Origin of the sequence: Aliikangiella marina (assembly GCF_007004765.1) — a bacterium.
GTDB lineage: Bacteria > Pseudomonadota > Gammaproteobacteria > Enterobacterales > Kangiellaceae > Aliikangiella > Aliikangiella marina.
Window position 1 is genome coordinate 1,260,978 of sequence record NZ_VIKR01000002.1, and the last position, 22,825, is coordinate 1,283,802.

13 protein-coding genes are annotated in these 22,825 nt (G+C 43.1%); 7 read left to right on the plus strand and 6 right to left on the minus strand.

What is annotated here, in order from left to right:
- Positions 1–25: 25 nt before the first annotated feature.
- Positions 26–1,954, plus strand: coding sequence for a S9 family peptidase (locus tag FLL45_RS11800; protein WP_142942204.1), 1,929 nt, complete (start codon positions 26–28; stop codon positions 1,952–1,954).
- 79 nt (positions 1,955–2,033) lie between these two features.
- Here the strand turns inward: FLL45_RS11800 and FLL45_RS11805 are convergent, their stop codons facing one another.
- The 3 genes from FLL45_RS11805 to astA all read right to left on the minus strand — a co-directional run bounded on the left by FLL45_RS11805 (position 2,034) and on the right by astA (position 5,998).
- On the minus strand, positions 2,034–3,368 hold the full coding sequence (locus tag FLL45_RS11805; protein ID WP_142942205.1) for a dicarboxylate/amino acid:cation symporter: 1,335 nt from the start codon (positions 3,366–3,368) through the stop codon (positions 2,034–2,036).
- A 129-nt stretch (positions 3,369–3,497) separates the two neighbouring features.
- Entirely contained in the window at positions 3,498–4,835 is a 1,338-nt protein-coding gene (astB, locus tag FLL45_RS11810) for an N-succinylarginine dihydrolase (protein ID WP_142942206.1), read from the minus strand.
- Between the two features lie 143 nt (positions 4,836–4,978).
- On the minus strand, positions 4,979–5,998 hold the full coding sequence (astA, locus tag FLL45_RS11815) for an arginine N-succinyltransferase (protein ID WP_246075814.1): 1,020 nt from the start codon (positions 5,996–5,998) through the stop codon (positions 4,979–4,981).
- 307 nt (positions 5,999–6,305) lie between these two features.
- On the opposite strand from astA, the gene FLL45_RS11820 reads away from it, so the two are divergent.
- Both FLL45_RS11820 and FLL45_RS11825 read left to right on the plus strand, forming a co-directional pair.
- The gene (locus tag FLL45_RS11820) at positions 6,306–7,514 is read left to right on the plus strand and encodes an aspartate aminotransferase family protein (protein WP_142942207.1); all 1,209 of its coding nucleotides are present in this window, start codon (positions 6,306–6,308) and stop codon (positions 7,512–7,514) included.
- Between the two features lie 298 nt (positions 7,515–7,812).
- The gene (locus FLL45_RS11825) at positions 7,813–9,549 is read left to right on the plus strand and encodes a thiamine pyrophosphate-binding protein (protein WP_142942208.1); all 1,737 of its coding nucleotides are present in this window, start codon (positions 7,813–7,815) and stop codon (positions 9,547–9,549) included.
- Positions 9,550–9,640: 91 nt separating this feature from the next.
- On the opposite strand, the gene megL is transcribed toward FLL45_RS11825, so the two are convergent.
- Positions 9,641–10,846 (minus strand): methionine gamma-lyase, encoded by a 1,206-nt coding sequence (megL, locus tag FLL45_RS11830; protein WP_142942209.1) that lies wholly within the window; start codon positions 10,844–10,846, stop codon positions 9,641–9,643.
- Positions 10,847–11,153: 307 nt separating this feature from the next.
- Entirely contained in the window at positions 11,154–11,792 is a 639-nt protein-coding gene (locus FLL45_RS11835) for an arylesterase (RefSeq protein ID WP_142942210.1), read from the minus strand.
- A 93-nt stretch (positions 11,793–11,885) separates the two neighbouring features.
- Between FLL45_RS11835 and FLL45_RS11840 the strand changes: the two genes are divergently transcribed.
- From FLL45_RS11840 to pyrD, 4 genes are all read left to right on the plus strand, one after another.
- A complete protein-coding gene (locus FLL45_RS11840; RefSeq protein WP_142942211.1) occupies positions 11,886–12,584 on the plus strand; it encodes an ABC transporter ATP-binding protein in 699 nt (232 codons plus the stop codon).
- Complete coding sequence (locus FLL45_RS11845) at positions 12,577–15,078, plus strand: ABC transporter permease (protein WP_142942212.1); 2,502 nt, start codon at positions 12,577–12,579, stop codon at positions 15,076–15,078. The genes FLL45_RS11840 and FLL45_RS11845 overlap by 8 nt, the downstream gene beginning before the upstream one ends.
- A gap of 271 nt (positions 15,079–15,349) precedes the next feature.
- Positions 15,350–18,052, plus strand: coding sequence for a type I DNA topoisomerase (gene topA, locus FLL45_RS11850; RefSeq protein WP_142942213.1), 2,703 nt, complete (start codon positions 15,350–15,352; stop codon positions 18,050–18,052).
- A gap of 140 nt (positions 18,053–18,192) precedes the next feature.
- The gene (pyrD, locus tag FLL45_RS11855) at positions 18,193–19,221 is read left to right on the plus strand and encodes a quinone-dependent dihydroorotate dehydrogenase (protein WP_342778749.1); all 1,029 of its coding nucleotides are present in this window, start codon (positions 18,193–18,195) and stop codon (positions 19,219–19,221) included.
- 79 nt (positions 19,222–19,300) lie between these two features.
- Here the strand turns inward: pyrD and FLL45_RS11860 are convergent, their stop codons facing one another.
- A complete protein-coding gene (locus FLL45_RS11860; protein ID WP_142942214.1) occupies positions 19,301–22,522 on the minus strand; it encodes a YfiR/HmsC family protein in 3,222 nt (1,073 codons plus the stop codon).
- Between the last annotated feature and the right edge of the window lie 303 nt (positions 22,523–22,825).

A 22,825-nucleotide genomic window follows, 5' to 3' on the forward strand; every position in this document is an offset into this window, starting at 1 on the left:
TTCGAGAAAAGGATCGTATTACTTTATGAAAACCATGCAAGCCTACGGTAGCTGGCCATCAGAATTAACGGCTGAAGTTCTCGCGAAGAAAGGTCGTCGCTATGGTCATTTATGTGTTGATCAAGGTTATCTTTATTGGTTGGAAGTAAGAGCTTCTGAAAATGGTCGTGGAGTCATTGTTAGAAGTTCAAATGCGAGTCGTTGCGAAGAAGTATTGCCCGCCGAAATCAGTGTGCGCACAAAAGTTCATGAATATGGTGGGGCTGACTTTTTAGTTAGCGATGGGGTGATTTATTTTTCCAACGCAGCTGATAATCGGCTTTATCGTTTTGACGGCGATTTACGGGCGATCACGCCGGAATCTAGCGACGCGGAATACCGGTTTGCAGACTTCGCAATATGTCCTGACAAAAACTATTTATATGCAGTGAGAGAAACACACTTTAGTGACAAGGTCATTAATGAACTCGTTAATATTGAGATTGATTCGGGAAAAGTGACAGTTGTTCACCGTGGTTTTGATTTTTATAGTTTTCCAAGAGTCACTCGTGCTGGGAAACGAATCTGTTGGACTTGTTGGAACCAACCTGATATGCCGTGGGATGCCGCAGAACTTTGGATGGCTGATCTTCATAATGAGGGGCAGTTTGATGCGGCGCATAAAGTTGCTGGCGGCGAAGGCGTCTCAATATTTCAGCCCGAGTGGAGTCCGCAGGGTGTTTTGCATTACATTAGTGATGTAAACGGGTGGACCAATATTTATTCTCATCAAGATGGCGTTTTAAATGCGCTAACACCGATTGATCGCGATTTTGGCACGCCGCAATGGGTGTTTGGCTTGGGCACCTATGTGATTAATGAAGATGGGTCATTATATGCGTTACATTTTGAAAACGGACAACAGCAGCTTTGTCATATCGATCCCACAAACGGTCACATCGAGCATATAGCGCTTCCTTTCAAACATTTTGAGGGGCCATTACTTGGTGATGAGAGTTCCTTATATTTTTGTGCTGCTGGACCGGCGGTTGAGTCAGCGATCTATCGATTGGATCTAAAGTCTCAACAATATTTTGCATTAACAGAAGTATCACCATTTCCGTTACCACAAAGTGATATTAGTGTCGCTTTACCGATCACTTTTTCTTCAGCTGGTGACCGTGACTGCCATGCGTTTTTTTATGAACCGAAAAGTAGTCGATTCCAAGGTGAAGAGGGCACTGCACCACCGCTTATCGTGATGAGTCATGGGGGGCCAACAGGCTTTACTGATAATTCGTTAAATCCAAGTATTCAGTTTTGGACTAACCGAGGTTTTGCCGTTGTTGACGTTAACTATGGTGGTAGTACGGGTTACGGCAAAGAATATCGAGAAACACTGAGTCACCAGTGGGGTATCGTCGATGTTGAAGACTGTATTGCAGCAGCTAAGTTTTTAGTTGAACAAGGTCAAGCTGATGAAAAAGCGCTGTTAATTAGAGGCGGAAGTGCTGGGGGATATACAACACTGTGTGCACTGACTTTTCATGATGTTTTTGCCGCAGGGATGAGCCGATATGGCGTTGCAGACTTAGAGGCATTGGCGTCAGATAGTCATAAATTTGAAGCGCGCTATCTAGATAAAATGATTGGAGAGTACCCTAAAGAAAAAGCACTTTATCAAGCGCGCTCACCAATCCATCATACGGCGCAATTATCGTGTCCTATCCTTTTATTACAAGGAGAAGATGATAAAGTGGTACCACCGAATCAAGCCCAGTTAATGGTCGATGCGCTTGAGGGTAAACAGATTCCTTATGGCTATTTATTGTTTGAAGGAGAAGGGCATGGTTTTAGAAAAGCTGAGACCATAATCGCTGCTTTTAACGCAGAGCTTTATTTCTACCGAAAAATTTTAGGGATAAAATCTGAAGAAAAAATTCCGCCGATAGAGATTAAGAATTTACAAAGTTAACACCAAACTGTTATTGAGCGACACAAATCAAAAAGGCCAGCAATGCTGGCCTTTTTATACTTACTCATTGCTAAAAACTTTAGGTATTATGGGTTTCATTAACGGTTTCGGCAATCTCGCGTTCGTTGTCAAGATCGATTTGAGTTGCGCCAGGCTCGACCACACCAGCATCAGGATTATTAAACTCTTCGACACTGAGCTTGCCTTCACTTTTTGCAACGATAGTTGTCACCGCTGCATCACCGGTCACATTGACAACGGTGCGAATCATGTCAAGGATACGATCAACGCCGATAATTAAGCCGATGCCTTCCACCGGTAAACCGACTTGAGCAAAAACCATGGAAAGCATTAATAGGCCCACACTGGGAACACCAGCGGTTCCTATTGAGGCTAAAACTGACATTAGAATGACGGTTAAATATCCGACGAGACCAAGTTCTACTCCGTAAATATTGGCGATAAAAACAGTGGCCACACCTTGCATAATAGCGGTACCGTCCATGTTTATTGTCGCACCGAATGGAACTGTAAATGAAGCGACAGAGTTATTGACGCCGAGGCGCTCTGTCACTGTTCTTAAGGTCACCGGAATTGTTGCATTTGAGCTAGAAGTACTGAATGCAAACACTTGGTTACTTCTCATCTTTTTCAGAAAAGTAAATGGGCTTAACCCCGAGAAACCGAAAAGGACCATTTGTACTGTAACGAATAGGTGGAAAAATAAAATCCCGGCCAATACAAGAACGTAACCCGCTAACTCCCATAATAAATCGAGCCCTAAATTAGCAATCGCTTTACCAAGCAAACAGAATACCGCATAGGGAGCTGTCGACATGACTAGCATTACCATTTTCATCATGACTTCGTTCCAAAGCTCAACGTTGGTTACCAGCGGTTTAGCTTTTTTGCCAACTAATAGAATGCTGACACCGACCAAAATAGCGAAGAATATGATAGCCAACATGTTACCTTCAGCCATAGCTGATATTGGATTGGTTGGAACAATATCGATAAAAACTTGAGACAAGGGTGGGGCTTCTCTACCGGTAAAGTTAGTCTCAGTAGGTATTTTTACGCCGTCACCAATGCCAATTCCACCAGCGATAATAATCGCGGTAGCGATAGCAATTGCGGTTGTAAGCATATAGAGGCCGAATGACTTGGTACCTATACGTCCAAGTAAGCGAATATCGCCAATGCCGCAAACACCACAAATAAGCGAGAAAAAGACTAAAGGTACAACGAGCATCTTTAATGCATTGACAAAAAGTGAACCGACGACATGAAAGAAACCGTTCACGACATAGTGATTGACGAAGCTACCGTCAGCGTTCATCCCTGAGAGGTTAAATACTAACCCGACAATTATCCCAAGAGTCATGCCGATTAAAACTTTAGTAGTCAAATTCATGGATTATTTCTCTAATTTTTATAATGGTTTAGGCAGTTAGACTAACAGTTTCACACGAGAAACAAAAGTAACAGGGCGGATACAAAAAAAGCAGAGATAATTCCCTGCCTTTGGGTTTGAAGGCGCGGTTTACAACTGGAAAGGATATACCGAACCTAAATTAAGAATTTGCGTTAATTCATCCAACGCGGCGCGAGACTCAACTAGCAATTGCGGATCTGCTAAATCCTTTTCAGAAAGCTGGTCGCGGTAGTGTTTTTCAACCCATGCGTTTAAGGTCGAGAACAGTTCATCATTGATAAAAACCGACTGGTTAGCCGCTTTGATTTCATCATCATTGAGAACCACTCGTTGTCTTAAACAAGCGGGGCCACCGCCGTTGCGCATACTCTGTTTGACGTCATATATTTTGACTTCTTTTATTGGGTTATCTAACTCAATGACTTGCTCAAGATAGCGGCGAACATTCTCGTTTTCATGACACTCACTTGGCGCGATGATTGCCATATGCCCAGGAGATAAAGTTACCAGCTGACTATTAAATAAGTAGGAGTTAACCGCATCTGAGACACTCACTTCATTAACCGGGACTTTGACAAAGTGCAGTGGTTGTTCGCTAAAAGCGGCCTGTAAGTCATCGAGAACTTGCTCAGTATTGAGGAACGCGTTTTCATGATAAAACAAACAATCTTGGTTACCGACTGAGATAACATCGTTGTGGAATACGCCCGCGTCAATGACGTCAGGATGTTGTTGCGCGAAAACAGTCCTAGCCGGATCAAGTTGGTGTAAACGTGCAATAGCTTGAGAAGCCTCCATTGTTTGTCTCGCTGGAAACTTTGTTGGTGCCGGCTTTGAGTTGTCAAAAGCATATTTACCATAGACAAAAAACTCTACACCGGATTGATTATAGTCGCCACAAAACCGAGTATGGTTCGCCGCACCTTCATCACCAAAATGGTCACCCAACGGTAACGGCTGGTGGTGAGCAAAAAACTGCTCGTTGTTGAAGATCGCTTTTAAGACACGTGAAGTGGTTGGTGATTCGATCGAGCGATGAAATTTATTGGATAAGTTTGCCGCGGTAAAATGGACTTTATTGTCACGAGTATCGGCGCTCGGAGAAACGGTGCATGCATTTGCTGTCCACATACTCGAGGCACTGCAAGTCGCAGCATATACTGCCGGTGCCTCTTGTGAGGCTTTTTTAATGACATCCTCATCACTGCCGGTAAAACCGAGTTGTCGCAGAACATAGACATCAGGGCGTTCTAATGGGGGGAGGACGGCTTGCTTGAGTCCCATGTCAGATAAAGCCTTCATTTTGGCTAAACCTTGCAGCGCTCCTTGTTTGGGGCTGCTTGCTTGATCGGCATTTTTGAGAGACGCAACGTTGCCAACCGAAAGTCCCGCATAGTTATGTGTAGGCCCAACTAGACCATCAAAATTCACTTCATAAGCTTTCATAAAAATACTCTTCAATGAATAAGGTTAACATTACAAACGTGGTCACTTTGGTTAAGTGGAAGACCCTTCACTTTATAGAAAACAATGACGAGCGCCATTGTTTAAATCTTATCGGCTTCATATTGTATGTCGTACGAAGAAGATTAATAATATCTTACACGCACTGATTCGCCATCTTTTAGCAATAATGCGTCTGCCAATTCTTGACTGACGGTTATTTTATAGCCCTCAGGTGGTGGTAGTTTCGCTAATGTCGCGCGAAATTGTTGCAACCGAGTATTTGATATTATCGCGTTAGTTACTCCCGTAGTCTCCATTTCGCCAATGGTTATGTCTAGAACAAAACTCTCTTTGATCGTTCTGACTTCTTCAACCGGGGTTTCAATAGTCGGTCCACCGTCAAAAATATCAACATACCCGGTTTTTCTGAAGCCTTCTCCGTAAAGCATCTGCACGGCCGGTAAAGTTTGCGGGTGAACTTCACCTAAAACTTTCTGAGCTTCTGCAGACAACATCGGTACATAAACAGGGTGGTGAGGCATTAATTCGGCAATAAATTGATTGTTTCCTTCACCGTTTTCTTTGTCTGCGACGGCAAAGTCCACACCGAAGAAGTGTCTGCCGACGCACTCCCAAAAAGGCGATTGCCCATTCTCGTCAGAATACCCCCGCATTTCAGCGACGACGCGATCCCCAAATCGACCTGGGAATTGGGCCATGAATAAGAATCGGCTTTTTGAAAGCAGAGGCCCATTGCCACCCCCACGAAAGTCAGGCGACAAGAATAAGGTGCAAATTTCTGACGCGCCGGTAAAGTCATTGGTTAAGGTAAGAAAGTTAAGCTTTCGGTAGATATCCATGGACTTTGAATAATGAACTTCAGTGTTCATTTTGTAGGTATAGAACGGTTGCCGGGTGCCGACTGCAGCGACCACCCCACTGGTACCGACAACTTCTCCGGTTTCGGTATCCTCAAGCACAAACAAGTAGCATTCATCCATTGGCTCGCCATCACTTTTGTCAAAAGCGGCGAGTGAGTCTTCGATCTTGGCTTTTAAATGGATTCGACTGTGCGGTAATGTTGTAAGACCGGTACCAGTCTTACTCGCGAGTGTCACAATATTATCCAAATCATCCATTTTTACCGGACGAATTACCATCATATTTGTCGCTCTCCTGCTCCTGATGACCATGGTTTTACAATAGGGTCGACATTATACGCACGTTATGGCCTTGAGGTAAAAGTCAATTCATGGTGAGTGATTTTTGACCAAACCCTCGTTAACTCTGGATTAGTGAGCTGTTGGCAACGATTGAAAAAAGTCAATCTTTATGAATAAAAGTTAGAATGAGGTCGAATCTGTTAAAAATCATGCCTCAAAAGCTGGAATCTACCCCCGAAATTAGCGATGATACGCCCAACTTAATTATTCACCCAACAATCCAGATTGTTAATCATAGGAAAGTAAAATGACACAAGTATCTCGCGAAACCTTCGATCAGGTTATGGTACCGAATTACTCACCGCTAAAAATTATTCCGGTGAAAGGCGAAGGCGCAAAATTATGGGATAAAGAGGGCAATGAATATATCGACTTTGCTGGCGGTATTGCAGTAAATGCGCTAGGTCACTGCCATCCTGAGTTGGTGGGGGCATTGAAAGCGCAAGCGGACAAACTCTGGCACTTGAGTAATGTTTTTACCAATGAGCCGGCACTAGAGCTTGCTGAAAAAATGGTCGAAAATACCTTTGCTGACAAAGTCTTTTTTGCCAATTCCGGTGGTGAAGCCAATGAAGCGGCGTTTAAGTTAGCGCGCAAGTATGCGTCGGAAAATTTCGGATCAGAAAAGAACGAAATTATTTCCTTTACCCAATCGTTCCATGGCCGTACTTTATTTACCGTGAGTGTTGGCGGTCAACCCAAGTACACACAAGGCTTTGAACCACTGCCTGGTGGCATCACTCATCTCGAGTACAACAATGTGGAAATGCTCGAAAAAACCGTTTCTGATAAAACTTGTGCAATCGTCCTTGAGCCTGTTCAAGGAGAAGGTGGAATCATTCCTGCGACCGCCGAATTTATGCTTAAAGTTCGCGAGTTATGCGATAAACACAATGCGGTAATGATCTTAGATGAAATCCAATCAGGAATGGGGCGCACAGGCAAACTTTTTGCCTATATGCACCATGATGTCGAACCTGACGTTTTAACTAGTGCAAAAGCGCTTGGTGGCGGCTTTCCAATTGGTGCGATGCTGGCCAAAGAGAAATTTGCCGCGGCACTCAAAGTTGGTACCCATGGGAGTACTTATGGCGGTAATGCGCTTGGTTGCGCGGTAGCGAGTAAAGCGTTTGATATTATTAATACTGACGCTACTTTGAGCGGTGTAGAAGACAAACACAATTTGTTTAAAACCAAGTTGCAAATGATTAATGATAAGTACGAGATTCTCGATGAAGTTCGCGGTAAAGGACTGTTAATCGGTGGTGCACTCAATGAAAAATATAAAGGTAGAGCAAGAGATTTTATGATTGCTGCACTTGAAGAGAATGTGATGGTATTAATGGCGGGCCCTAATGTCATTCGCTTCGCGCCGTCATTATTGGTGTCAGAAGCAGAAATAGAGAAAGGGATGGCAGCCCTGGAAAAAGCTGTTGCCAAGGTGGTAGCGAGCTAGAGTCTCCTTTTCTGAACAAACTATTTGGGCGTTTTTGCCGACAATCAAAATCCTCGCTATCGCGGGGATTTTTTTACCATTCTTGGTTCGTCTTTTTGATTCAGGCGTTATTTCACTCCGACATTCTTGCTTCAGGGCCGCATCGTCATTTTTTCAATGATGGGCTTTTTACCCTTTCGCGATATTTTATTGCTCAAAATCGAGTTAACAGCTAAATTATTGAAATCATTCAATTGTTTTATTCGCTGATGATTGAGTAAACCCTTTTTCATCGGAATCATGAATACTGGAGCGGCTTTTGAAAAAATCTGGAGCTTGGTTAGCAAGGTACGCCTTGGAACAGTTACCTATTCAATACACCTTTGGAATTCCGGGTGTACATAATACAGAGCTGTTTGATGAACTGCATAGTTCTGAAGTTATCGAGCCAATACTGGTCACCCATGAAGGGTGTGGTGCGTTCATGGCCGATGCAGTGAGTCGTGTCAGTAATAAGATTGGTTGCATGTTAATCGTTCCTGCAGCGGGAGTAACTCATGCCGCAAGTGGCATTGGAGAGGCGTTTTTAGACGGTATCCCGATGCTCGTGATCGCTGGTGGAGTGCGCTCTGACTCAAAATATGCTTACCAATTACATGAAATGGATCAGCATACCCTTTTGAGTGCTATTACCAAGAAGACCTTTAAAGTAGAGTCGCATGATTTAATTATTCCAACTATTTATGAGGCATACGCTATTGCGGTTGATGGCGAGCCGGGTCCGGTTTTCATTGAAATACCGGTTAATCTTCAGCTTGATAGAGGTGAAGTGGCTTCGCTACCAGACTTTGTGCAAGCGGAACACCAATATCCATTGGACGAGCATTCACTTGATTTAGCGGTAAGTTTGCTTGATGGAGCAAAGAAGCCCGGAATCTTCGTTGGCTGGGGAGCTGTGGACGCTTATGATTCGGTTAGAGCGATAGCCGAGCATCTCGGAGCCCCGGTTAGTACAACGCTACAAGGACTTAGTGCATTCCTCGGAAATCACCCCTTACATGTCGGTTTTGGCTTCGGACCTTCGGCAGTGCCTGTAGCACAAAATGCTTTTAAAGGTTGCGATTGTTTATTAGCGATTGGTACCCGGTTTGGTGAAATTGCAACCGGTAGTTTTGGGGTTAACGTCCCAGAAAATCTTATCCACATCGATATTAACGATCAGGTTTTTAACAAAAATTACCCGGCGAAAGTGGCGATTCAAGGGGATTCCAAGGTTGTGGTGCGTGCGCTATACGAGAAACTTGAGTTTGCGACGCCAAAGAGAGATAGCCACCAGCTAGTCACTCAAATAGCCCAACAAAAGTCAGCTCATCGCATTGAATGGCAGCAAAGTGATACTGAAGGCGTTGTTAACCCGGTTCGCTTTTTTGACGAACTCAGAATGCAATTGGATGAAGACGCTGTTGTTGTTGTTGATGATGGAAACCATACCTTTTTAACCGCTGAATTAATGCCAATTTACTCGCTGAGAGGTATGATATCGCCGACAGACTTCAACTGTATGGGGTACGCGGTACCTGCTGCAATAGGCGCGAAGTTTAGCCAACCCGACAAACAAGTGATTAGTATTGTCGGGGATGGCGCTTTTTTGATGACCGCGATGGAACTCGCTACTGCGACAACCAACGATTTAGCGACAGTTCACTTTGTTTTTAATGACGGCGAGCTATCGCAAATCGCACAGGCGCAAACCAGACCATATAATCGTACCACCTGTGCCAACGTCGCCTCCGTTAAACTCTCAGGAATTGCAATGGCAACCGGCTGCGAGTATCTAGCGATTGAGAATAATCAAGCGATCGCTGCGACTATTAGCAAAGCATTTGAATTCGCCGAGCAAGGCAAGTCAGTGATAGTCGATGTCAATATTGATTATTCCCGACCCACCAGCTTTACCGAAGGGACTGTTAAAACCAACATTAAAAGGCTGCCTTTAGAAACAAAATTTCGAATGGTGGGACGTGCAGTTTTTCGTAAGTTAACCAATAAATCATGACCCAAAAAAGCCAGCAAGCGCTGGCTTTTTTAAAGATGTCTTGGTCGAAACCGACTTTTTGTCCAATTATGTTGCAGTAATTCGGTGATAACTAGCCTACACTTTTTAGTCGCGTTGCCATCGAATTAAGGGCACCATCTAAATCCTGGATGATGTCTTCCACATGCTCTAAACCCACCGATAATCGAATCAACGTTTCAGAGATACCTGCGGCTTCTCGCTCTTCTTTTTCATACGGCGAATGGGTCATGGAAGCGGGGTGTTGGATGAGTGTTTCGGCGTCTCCAAGACTTACTGCGATAGAGCACATCTCGAGATTGTTCATAAAGTGAACCGCATCATCAAAACTGCCTTCAATTTCAAATGCGAAAGTTCCACCTCCCGCTTTCATCTGTTTGCCGATAAGTTGGTGACCTGAATGTGATTTTAGTCCCGGATAATTGACTTCACGAATTAACGGGTGTGCTTCCAAATATTCTGCAACTTGCTGAGCATTGCTGCAGTGACGCTCAACTCGTACCGATAAGGTTTTTAAGCCACGAATAATTAACCAAGCATCATTGGGGCTCATCACCGCTCCCATATCTTTTAAAGTGGTAAACTTGATATTCTCGATCTGCTCACTGCTTCCACAGGTAATGCCGGCAATAACATCTCCGTGGCCATTTAAGTACTTTGTTGCACTATGGACGATTAGATCAATTCCAAAGTCGGCAGGATTTTGCAGCACGGGCGACATAAAAGTATTGTCGACAATTGAAACTAAGTTATTTGCCTTTGCGATCTTTGCGATGACCGCCATGTCGATACATTCAAGGTTTGGGTTGATAGGAGACTCGAAATAGATGACCTTAGTATTAGGCTGTATCGCAGCCTTGATCGCCGCGCTATCAGTCATATCGACAAAACTTGCTTCGATGCCCATATCTTTGAATTTGTGATTAATGAGAGCATAGGTGCAGCCATAAAGTGCAGCCGAAGCAACAAGGTGATCGCCGTTTTTAAGGTTAGCTAGCAGAGTTGCCGAAATCGCGCCCATTCCGGAGCCAAAAGCCGCGGCATCTTCGGTTTTCTCCAGTGATGCCATTCTTTGTTCGAGCTCTCTGACAGTGGGATTTCCAAGGCGCCCATAAATAAAACCAGACTCTTCTCCCTGAAAGCGAGAGGCGCCTTGGGCGACGTCGTCAAAAATGAATGTAGAAGTTTGGTAAATAGGCGTGCTGAGAGCACCGAACTGGCGATCTCTGACTTTTCCCGCGTGAATCGTATTGGTTTCCAAGTGAGTTGAACGTGTCATTTTGTTACCTACTTAATTGGTGTTTTTATATTCCGTGAATATGAATGTTTACTTTTTATTGTTAGTTCTAGCTTTGAAATTTCATACTAAAACTACACCTAAAACCAGGGGTGTGCAATGATATTATGGTCGGAGCTCTTATTGCAGAATATGTGTGAAATAAATTGACTTTAGGTGGATTTAAAAAATGTTTTAAGATTTTTGTTAAGAATATAATTATGTTGGATTGAGCGGGAAGGGACTGAGCGGAGTTTCCGCCCGATATTGTCTTAGGGTCATTTTATGTTGGGTTCAATCTATCTTGGGTTCACTTCATGATGAGCGGCGATAAGTATTGCCAAACATTATTCATTATCACCGGTTGTCCCTTGGCGTTCGGGTGAATGCCATCACGTTGCATGAGCTCATCAATGGTGGCGACGCCTTCAAGAATGAATGGGATTAAGATGACATCGTCAAGTTGGCCGAGATCATCGTAGATTTGTTTAAATTTCCGTGTATAGGTACGGCCCATATTAGGCGGTAATTGAATACCTGCTAAGACTACTTTGGCACCGATAGCATGGCTCATATTTATCATTTGGGTGAGGTTGTCACGAGTGGTTTGCAGATCAAATCCCCGCAGCCCGTCGTTTCCACCTAACTCAAGGATCACAATATCAGCAGGCGTTTGTTTGAGCTGACCGGCGAACCTTTCTAGCCCGCCACTCGAGGTTTCGCCACTGATACTGGCGTTGACCATCTTAACGGGCAGATTTTGGTTATCAACAAAATCTTGTAACAAAGAAACCCAACCTTCTTCAATCTTAATATTGTATGCTGCACTCAGGCTATCACCGTAAACAAGGACCGTTTTGGGTGTATTTGCGGTGTTGGTATCTTTTGCCAATAGTGTCTCGGGCAAGAGAATCAAGAAAAATAGTATAAACAGCGAAGTCTTTTTCATTTTATCAGTCTAGAATCATTGAAAATTACGTATATGTCGTTATTAAACAATAATCTAGCCCCCTGTATTTTTAAACTTAAAAAGAGCAATTAAATGTTAACAGCAATTAATTTAACGAAACAAGTGACCACTGGTGATTCAGAATTAACCATTTTAGACGATATTTCATTTTCACTCGATGAAGGTAAAAGTATGGCTATTTTGGGCGAATCAGGCTCCGGAAAAACGACATTGCTTGGATTGTTAGCCGGTCTCGATACGCCAACCACTGGTGAAGTTAAACTGAAAGATACTTCGATTTTTAATTTGTCAGAGGAAGAACGGGCTCAGTTAAGAAAAGAAAATTTAGGATTTGTTTTTCAAAGTTTTCAATTAATCGCTGGGTTAACGGCCCTCGAAAACGTGATGATGCCGCTCGAACTCAAAGGCGACAAAGAAGCTCGAGCGAAAGCCGAAGAAATGCTGGAGAAGGTCGGATTAGCGGGTCGTCTCAACCACTTCGCGAATCAACTTTCCGGTGGAGAGCAGCAGCGAGTCGCGATTGCAAGAGCCTTTGTGACTAAACCGAAATTGTTGTTGGCCGATGAGCCGACCGGTAACTTGGATACTGCGACCGGCGAAAAAATTGTCAAACTGATGTTTTCGCTCAACGAAGCCCTCAATACGACCCTAGTGTTGGTGACACACGATACTCACCTTGCCGCGATGTGCAATGAATCGATCACATTGAGCGGCGGAAAAATTATTCAGCAAAACACTCACCAGCCTCAAGTGGAAGAAGCCTATGCGTGATAGAACACCGATTTTAGGAATTGCCAGCAAAATTTTTCGCCGAGATTGGAAGCGTGGGGATATGTTGGTACTGCTGTTTGCCATGTGTATTTCTATGGCGTCAGTTAGCGTTATATACTTGATTATTGATCGAATTGAATCTGCCACAGAAAAAGAGGTCGCCGATGTTTTGGGCGCCGATCTTGTGATTCGTTCGCCAGCGGAAGTTGCCCCTGCTTGGCTGGAAAGAGCCAAGGAATTAAATCTCCAGCAGGCGACTAGTGTCGAGTTCTCGAGTGTTCTGTTTGCCAATGATAAATTGCAACTGTCAACGATTAAAGCTGTTTCAGAGGGATTCCCGCTCAAGGGTCGGCTTGAGATAGCTGACTCACCCTACGAAAATCAAACCATTGCACAAGGCATACCCGCACCCGGAGAAGTTTGGGTCGAGCCGCGTATATTCTCAGTGCTGAACATTGAAAAAGGTAATCCCGTTGAAGTTGGTTACACTGATCTTCAAGTGGGTGGCGCGCTGATGTTGCAGCCAGGTCAAGGTAGCACTTTGTTTAATATTGCACCGACTGCAATCATGAATGTTGCGGACCTCGAAGCAACCAAAATAATCCAGCCTGGAAGTCGCGTTAATTTTAGATATTTGTTTGCAGGTTCAGATGAGTCATTAAAAATATTCGCAGCTGAAATCAAAGAGCAGCTATCTTCCAGTCAAAGGCTGGTGACCATTTTTGACGAATCTCCCGTAGCAGGGTCTGCAATATCGCGAAGCAAGAAATACATCGGTCTATCAAGTTTATTAACCATGATTTTGTTGGGTGTCACTATTGCAATGTCTGCCAGTCGATACGCGAGAAGACAATTTGATAATAGTGCGCTAATGCGTTGTTTTGGATTGACGAATAATCAGGTACTAAAAATATTTACATCCATTTTATCGATGGTGTGTTTAGTCGGAATCGCGTTGGGGAGTGCTATCGGAATTGCTTTTCAAGAGTTGCTCGTGCATTTGTTTGCAGAGCAGTTTATTAAAGACTTACCTGCGGCAGATTATTCAGTCTTACTGTTACCAATGCTCGCGACTGTTGTATTACTGTTCGGTTTCTCAATTCCATCGTTAATACAGCTAAAGTCAGTTCCACCGATGCGAGTACTGAGGCGCCAGTTGATTCCTATGGGCCTACAAAGTTGGTCGGTTTATTTGCTTGCCGGAGCTACTCTGGTATTCGTAATGTGGTTACAAATGGGTGATATGAAATTACTCGGCGGTGTTTTGAGTGGCCTCGTGTTAGTCGCTCTAGTATTTACCGTGCTCGCCCATTTTATTTTGAAGTTTATGAAACGAATGGCACGCTCTCAAAGTGCTGCAGTGAATTTCAGTTTACGTCAATTAGACGCGAATAAGGGGATCACGCTACTCCATCTGTTAGCGTTCAGCATAACTATTTTTGTTATTGCACTCATTGTTTTAGTGCGTAGCGAGCTATTGTCAAAATGGCAAGAAAGTTTAGGCGAAGATGTACCTAACCACTTTATGGTTAACGTGAAGCCTGCAGAAGTAGAAGAGTTGCGCCAACTATTTGATAAAAACCAAATTGAGTTTGCTGGCTTGTATCCTATGATTCGCGGAAGGATTGTTGGCATTAATGGCGAAGATGTAAAAACCGCAGTATCTGAGACAGGGCAGCAACATAATTCCTTGCGACGCGAGCTTAATCTAACTTGGGCGAACGAGCTACCGCTTGGCAATAAAATTGTCGATGGAGAGTGGGATTGGCAAGCTGACGATGAACTATTCCAAATATCCTTGGAGGACAAAACTGCTGATGCATTGGGGTTAAAGCTGGGTGATACATTAAACTTTTTAATAGGTTCCGAGAAATGGGATGTCAAAATTACGAGTATTCGCAGTATTGATTGGCAAACATTCACACCTAATTTTTATGTTATCGCTAAACCTGGCGCAATGGATAGTTTCAAAGCGACCTACATTAGCAGTTTCTTTATGGAGCAAGATAAAAAGCCACTGCTTGCTGAGATTGTCAAGAATTATCCGAGTATTACGATCATCGAAATTGATTTAATTCTGGCGGAGATTCAGAGCATTATTAGCAAGGTGTCCAGCGCCGTCGAGTTAATAATGGTGTTTGTTGTTGCCGCTGGACTTGGATTATTGTGGGCAGCAATGGAGCACACCTTTGACGCGAAATATCGACAATCGGCAATTTTAAGAACGCTTGGCGCAAGTAAAGCTTTTATCGCCAGAAGCTTTCGTTTCGAGTATCTGTGGCTTGCGTTACTGTCTTCTTCCATGGCGATTATGGCCGTGGAGTTGGTGTCTTTCATTCTATATACGCAAGTGTTCGATATTGAATACCAATTCCATTGGCAGTTCTGGTGGAGCTTACCGTTAGGGGCTTTGGTGCTAATGCTCTCTGCATCATGGCGTGGCGTAAAACGGGTTACTGAGCCTCCACCACTTAGCTTGATTCGTCAAAGCTAGGAAAAAGTTACTCTCTTGAAAACACCGAAATACCACCACGATTTGAGTGGTGGTTTTGGTTTGAGTAAAAAAATACAAACAATGGACTTGACTCTGGAAGGGTAAATCGCCATAAAATAAAAAAGGCCTTTCAATCTGGCTCAGACGATTGTTGCATAAAACTTTTCCAAAATTAACAATGTTTGGCTAAAGTTTATACACAATAAAATTAAATAAAGAGTCAATGGCGTGCTATATAAGATGCTGTTGAAGGAAAATTAGTAATACGCCGATGGGTAAATCATTAGTTATTGTCGAGTCGCCAGCCAAAGCGAAGACAATCAATAAATATTTAGGGAATGACTTTATAGTCAAGTCCAGCGTGGGTCATGTGCGCGACTTACCAACTAAAGTTGCGTCGGCGCCAGTTGATCCGAAAGAACGCGCTAGGAAAGCAGCGGCTACTCGAAAGCTTTCTCCCGAAGCAAAGGCAAAGCATAAGGCTAAAGTAGCCAAAGAAGCTTTGTTCAAGCGCATGGGGATTAACCCTGAGAAAGATTGGGCGGCGCACTATGAAGTGCTCCCAGGTAAAGAAAAAGTTATTAAAGAGCTCAAAACCGCCGCTAAGACAGCAGATAAAATTTTCCTTGCGACGGATTTGGATAGAGAGGGAGAGGCAATTGCTTGGCACCTTCGCGAAGAGATTGGCGGTGATGACGATAAGTATCAGCGGGTCGTTTTTAATGAGATTACCAAGAAAGCGATTCAAGAAGCTTTTTCCCAGCCTTCGATTTTAGATATGAACTATGTGAATGCACAACAAACTCGACGTTTTCTCGATAGGGTTGTTGGATTCATGGTTTCGCCATTACTTTGGAAAAAAGTTTCTCGCGGTTTGTCAGCCGGAAGAGTTCAGTCAGTTGCTGTTAAGTTAATTGTCGAACGTGAAAGAGAAATTAGAGCGTTCATTCCGGATGAGTATTGGACTCTTTGGGCAAATACAACAACCGAAGCCGGAGATGCGCTGAAGCTAGAAGTACGTCGATACCAAGATGAAAAGTATCGACCCACCAATAAACAGCAAAGCGATGATATGCAATCACAACTAAAGTCACAGACTTTAGTTGTTGATAGTTGCGATTCGAAACCGTCAAGAAGCCGACCGAGTGCACCATACATAACGTCGACCTTACAACAAGCGGCGAGTACTCGTTTAGGTTTTAACGTAAAGAAAACCATGATGCTTGCTCAACGGCTTTATGAGGCGGGTTATATCACCTATATGCGGACTGACTCGACGATGTTAAGTGCAGATGCTTTGTCGATGTGTCGAGAATTTATCCAAGACAATTATGGTGAAAGATATTTACCTGACAATGCGAAGATGTATTCCAACAAAGAAGGCGCCCAGGAAGCTCATGAGGCGATTAGACCGACTAACGTCAGAACTCAAGAGAAACATCTTAAAAACGTTGACGATGATGCCGTTCGTTTATACAACCTCATATGGCGTCAGTTTGTCGCCTGCCAGATGACGGACGCGGTTTATGATGTTACCAATCTAATCGTTAAAGGTGGCGACTTTAAACTTGCCGCAAAAGGCCGAGTCGTTAAGTTTGATGGTTGGACAAAAGTTCAACCACCAAAAAGTAAAGGTGATGATGATGTCGTTTTGCCGGAAGTGAGCGTTGGTCAAACGCTCTCATTGAAAGATTTAGAGCCGAAACAGCACTTTACAAAACCTTCACCAAGATACAGTGAAGCGGCGCTTGTAAAAGAATTAGAAAAGCGTGGAATTGGGCGTCCGTCGACCTATGCGTCCATCATCTCGACAATCCAAGATCGCGGCTATGTGGTGACCAAAAACCGGCGATTTTATGCTACTAAGATTGGTGAAATAGTTTCAGATAGGCTCGGTGAGAGTTTTAACAACCTGATGGATTATTCCTTTACGGCTAAGATGGAAGAAACACTCGATATCATCGCCAAGGGAGACCAGTTTTGGAAAGAAACCCTGACAGGTTTCTATGATGACTTGACAGAACGGCTAGCGAAAGCAGAGCTACCTGTCGAAGAGGGTGGCATGGACAATGTCAAATCTGTCGAAATGGATATGATTTGCCCTCAGTGTAATACCAACAAAATGATGATCCGAAACTCGTCAATGGGGACGTTTTTGGGTTGCAGTGGCTTCTCGTTACCGCCAAAAGAACGCTGTAAGCACACAATGAATCTGATTCCTGGTGATGAAATCGAGGCCGTTGATAAAGACGATGAAGCCGAAAGTCGTAATTTGTTACTTAAAAAACGGTGTCCGATATGTGAGTCGGCGATGGATAGTTATCTAATCGATGAGCAACGCAAACTTCATGTTTGTGGCAATAACCCGACTTGCAAAGGGTATGTCATCGAAGAAGGAAGCTTCAAAATTAAAGGCTATGACGGGCCAGTTATTGACTGTGACAAATGCGGCAGTGAGATGCAGTTGAAAGTAGGTCGTTTTGGGAAATATTTTGGTTGTACCAATGAAGCGTGTAAAAATACTCGCAAGTTACTTAGAAACGGTGAACCAGCGCCACCGAAAGCCGATCCGATACCGATGCCAGAACTTAAGTGTCAAAAGGTTGATGACCACTATATTTTGAGAGATGGTGCTTCTGGAATCTTTCTAGCTGCAAGTCAATTCCCTAAAAATCGGGAAACGCGAGCGCCACTGGTTGAAGAAGTTTTGAGTGTCAAAGATCAACTTGACCCTAAATTTGATTATTTGACAAGTGCACCCGTTGAAGACCCCGACGGAAACAAAGCGATGTTCAGGTTCAGCCGAAAAAATAAGGAACAGTACGTAATGAGTGAAAAAGAGGGCAAAGCGAGTGGTTGGAGTGCCCATTTTGTCGATGGTAAATGGCAGGAGACTATCAAAAAGACAGTGAAAAAGACGGCTAAAAAAACCACAAAGAAGACGACAAAAAAAACAGCCAAAGCAAAGAAGTAGACTAAGTTCAATGTTAACCAAAGGCGATCCATTGGGTCGCCTTTTTGTCGTCTAAGGGAAAAGAAATTAATAATAATTGGCGAAAACCCTGAATTAACCGCTATAATCGCGACCGTTAATTCGCTTTCGATGATTGACTTATGTTGCACATTTTTTATCCAATTCTACGGCTCTTTCTTTTTCGAATGGACCCGGAAAAGACCCATGATCTCACTTTGTACTGGTTGAAAAAACTAGAAGCGTCTTTCTTAAGGCCTTTGATTTCACAGCCGTTGATTGAAGATCCTGTAGAAGTATTGGGTATTACCTTTCCTAACCGGATAGGCTTGGCGGCAGGCTTAGATAAAAATGGCGCGTGTATCGATGCATTTGCCGCTTTGGGGTTTGGGCATATTGAAATAGGCACTGTTACACCAAGACCCCAGCCCGGTAACCCGAAACCGAGACTGTTCAGAATTCCCGAAGCAGAGGGGGTTATTAATCGGTTTGGGTTCAATAACCAAGGGGTCGACCAACTGATCGAGAATGTTAAGAATAGTCGATTCGATGGAGTCCTTGGAATCAATATAGGTAAAAATTTTGATACGCCCGTTGAAAAGGCTGTCGATGATTACTTAATTTGTTTGGAAAAAGTTTATCCTTATGCGTCTTATATAACGGTCAACATTTCGTCTCCCAACACTCAGAATTTGCGTGCACTTCAATTTGGTGAAGCGCTTGAAGAATTATTAACGGCGATAAAACAAAAGCAAAGCGAGTTATCTGAGCAATTTCAAAAATATGTACCGATCCTAGTTAAAATAGCACCAGATTTGTCGCAAGAAGAAGTTCAGCAGCTTGCCGATGCTTTTATTAAGCATCAAGTGGATGGTGTGATCGCGACCAATACAACTTTTTCAAGAGAGCCGGTTAAAGGCTTGGCAAATAGTGATGAACAGGGCGGATTGAGTGGTGCGCCGGTTTTTAATAAGAGCACTCAGGTACTTAAACAGTTGAGTCATGCTGCTCAAGGGAAGTTTCCTATCATTGGGGTGGGGGGCATCGATAGTCCTCAGGCCGCGGCTGAAAAACTTGAGGCGGGTGCTTCGCTTGTGCAAGTTTATTCGAGCCTCATATATAAAGGACCGCGATTAATTCGAGCGATTGCTAAAGGACTTAAACGCGAATAAGGGTCGAGCTGACGGAAATCGAAAGCGTTTATCGGTTTCTAACTTTAGAGGGAGTCAACTGGCAAAATGCTCACAATGCTTATGCGATTTCGGTTCGCAAAGCTTCAATTTCCGCGAGCACCTTCGATAAAGCATCACTCAGGGACTCTAAAGTGAGTAAAGCTTGCTTTATGTTTTCCTGTCGGCAGGCTTTTTCTAGGCTAGCCGCAAGCTCAGGTATACCATCGATGAATAAGTTGGCGGAGACGCCTTTTAAATTGTGAGACTCTTTAGCGAGGGTTTCAAAGTCTTTCGCTTGCAAAAGTAGTTTGGCATGCTTGCTAAACTCACCTTGTTGTAGAGAATATTGTTCGAGTAACCCAACGAATGTCGCTTTATCTCCCATCAACTCTGCGCCCCCTTCTAAATCGATATTCGTCACCATTTGCTCGGGTTGAATATTGGAGGGTGCCGGTGTTTCTGAGAGTTGTGATTGTTCTCCGTCGCTAAACCATTTATTTAAGGTTTCAAAGAAGCTCTTGATTCTTAAAGGCTTCGAAACATAGTCATTCATCCCTGCGGCCAAGCATTTTTCCTTATCGCCGCCCATGGCATTTGCGGTCATTGCGATAATTGGTAGCTCTTTGGATGAATATAGCTTGCGAATTTCTCGAGTGGCTTCGTAGCCATCCATGACTGGCATCTGGACATCCATCAATACACAGTCGTATAACTTTTGCGAAACCATTTCTACGGCTTCTTTGCCGTTGTTGGCCAAATCAATGGAGTTGACGGCTTGCGATAATATTTCCCTAGCGACTTCCTGATTGATCTCATTGTCTTCAACAATAAGAATATTCGAACTTAACAATTTAGCCGATAAATGAGTGGTTTTGTCGGTTTGCTCCACCCGAGAAAGTCGCTGAGTTGGTTTGCGAATTTTCGAATTGTCGAGTAAAGACATCAGGCTATCAAGCATACTCGAAGGCGTAATTGGTTTGTTTATCGTTATATCAGGCTGAATAAAAGTGATGGTTTGGTCTTCTTCTGGATGAATATTAGAGAGCAACAAAGTAATTTTTGTATCGGACGTTTGCTTAATTCGTTTGATCTCTTGTTGGTTGGCAAACGCAAAGCTATAGTCGAAAATAATGTTGTTAATGGTTTTGTTTTGCTCAGCCGCTGACTCAAGTTGCTTTTCAAACGATTGATAGTCTTCGGATAACAGCACTTTGCATCTAAAGCTCTTGAGAATTTTAAAGATGGATTCCCTTGCTACAAGGTTTTTAACCACTACCATAACACAGTAGTTATCGAGTTGATGATTATCCGAAATCGACTCCAGTAAGCTTTGACTAGACGCTTTTCCGAACCTTGCATTAAAGCTAAACGTACTGCCTTCACCCGGTTTGCTTGACACATTGATATCGCCGTTCATCTCAGCCACGAGTCGTTTACAAATCGCTAAACCGAGACCCGTGCCGCCAAACTTGCGGGTGGTCGAACTGTCTGCTTGACTAAAAGGTTTGAACAATCGCTTGCTGACATCTGGAGACATGCCGATACCACTGTCGACAACGCTAAAAAATAACTCAACATCATTCTCTGATTGTGAGATGAGGTTGACGGAAACTTTAACTTCGCCGGAATCAGTGAACTTCATTGCGTTGCTTGTCAGGTTCACTAAAATTTGGCCTAAACGCAGAGGGTCGCCGATGACCGTTTGAGGAATGTCGGGTGATATATCGTAGATGAATTCTAGTCCTTTTTCTTGGATTCTTGGGCCGGTAATATTGGCTAAGTCATCGAGTACTTTTGATAAACTAAATTCAACTTTTTCCATCGCAAGCTCGCCAGCCTCAACTTTAGAAAAATCAAGAATATCGTTAATGATCTGTAGTAGTGAGTTTGCTGCAGTATCAATCTTGTTGAGATAGTTTCCTTGTTTTTGATTTAGCTCAGTTTGTTTAGTTAGGTGCAACATACCAATGATTGCATTCATTGGGGTTCGAATTTCGTGACTCATATTGGCTAAGAATGACGATTTAGCCTCATTAGCCGCTTGTGCTTGGTCTCTAGCAACTAACAGTTCACTTTGAACTTCATTAAGTGCTTTGTTCTTTTCGGTTAACTCGACATTTGTTTTACGGCGTTCCTTATTTAGATAAATAATAACCATCAGGAAGATCGTAAACACCAGCAACAGCACGGAGGAGTACATTAGCCAGCTTTGTTGCTTTTCAATTTGTGATCCTTGTTCGAGCAAACTTTGCTTTTGTCGATCGAGTTCTGCTTTTTGTCGATCAATTGAAACCCTTTGTCGCTCTAGAATTTGTTCATTCGCTTCGATTAATTCAGATAATGAAGTCACTTCTTTTTCTTTGTTTGCGATGGTATCCAGTTTTTCTCCAAGTAATGTTTGATTGGATTGGAGTGATTCGCTGGCTTGAGACAGTTCAGTTTGAATAGCTAAAAGTTCGCCTTCTCGTTCTCGAATTGATACGTTTTTCGCTTCGATTAGCCGATTTTTCTCTTCAAGTAAGCGAGCTTGCTTCTGCATTTGCAATTTGATTTCTTCAGCTTCATCGACGGCTTTTTGATATTGTTGTTGAAATTCTTGGACTTGTTTTCTTGAATTTTCGACAGCATCTGCCTGAGCTTTTAACTCTTCTCTTAGTGCAACTAACTCGGCATTGGTATCACGCAATAATTCAGCTACATCCATTTCGGTACCACCTTTCATTAAAATGTCAGGATCCATTTTTAAATACTCAAAGGTGATGTTTGCTTTGTTGATCTCAAAACGGTAAGTACCATTTTCTTGAAAGACCAAGTTAATCATTGTGAATGCTTTATCAGAGACATTCTCTGTGATTAATAGGGTATTAGTCCTACTGGTAGCGGCTGCAATTCTTCTGAGTGAAATTTTACTGTTTTCTGCAACAAAGAGTAGGTGGTAATTTTGAAAACTCGAAAGGTTGGTTGCTTGTTCGGCGGAAATAGTTTTTCCGTCTATTTGTTTGAGTTGCACTGAGCGTTGGAGTTGTGCCAAAAGTTTTGGATCAGAGCCAACAATACCAATCTTGAATTGACGAATTTCATTCTCATTACGCCACTCGATTTTATCGAGCGCATGAAAAATAAACGCTGCTTTGAAAGCTTCTGGGGATACGACTTGTTGAGCTGAGATTGCAAACGGCATAAAGCAGAGAACATAAAAAATTCTCAGCTTTTGATGACGGCCAATGGTGATCAATAGGTGCGCTAGCAGGCACTTTATAAACCCCAAAGGTTTGAGTTTTAGTCGAATAAATTCCAACATTTTATTCTCGATTTAATACAGATCGAGCTGGTTCCTAGATATTGTTATATTATTGAGCGAAACCGGGGACTTAGTTTAAGCGTATGATCGCCTCTCATTGGTACCCTTATCTCATTTAATATTAGCGTAATTTATAAGGAATACCAGTTATTCTTATCGCTGAAATTGGTTTGCTTTCTCAAAACACAGTTATTTGATGCTCTAGTGCAACTACTTGATCATTATAAACTTTTTAGTGTGAACTGTTGATAGTCAGCGTATAATTAAGGTTTAACGATGTCCTGCTATATTAAACGAGCTTCA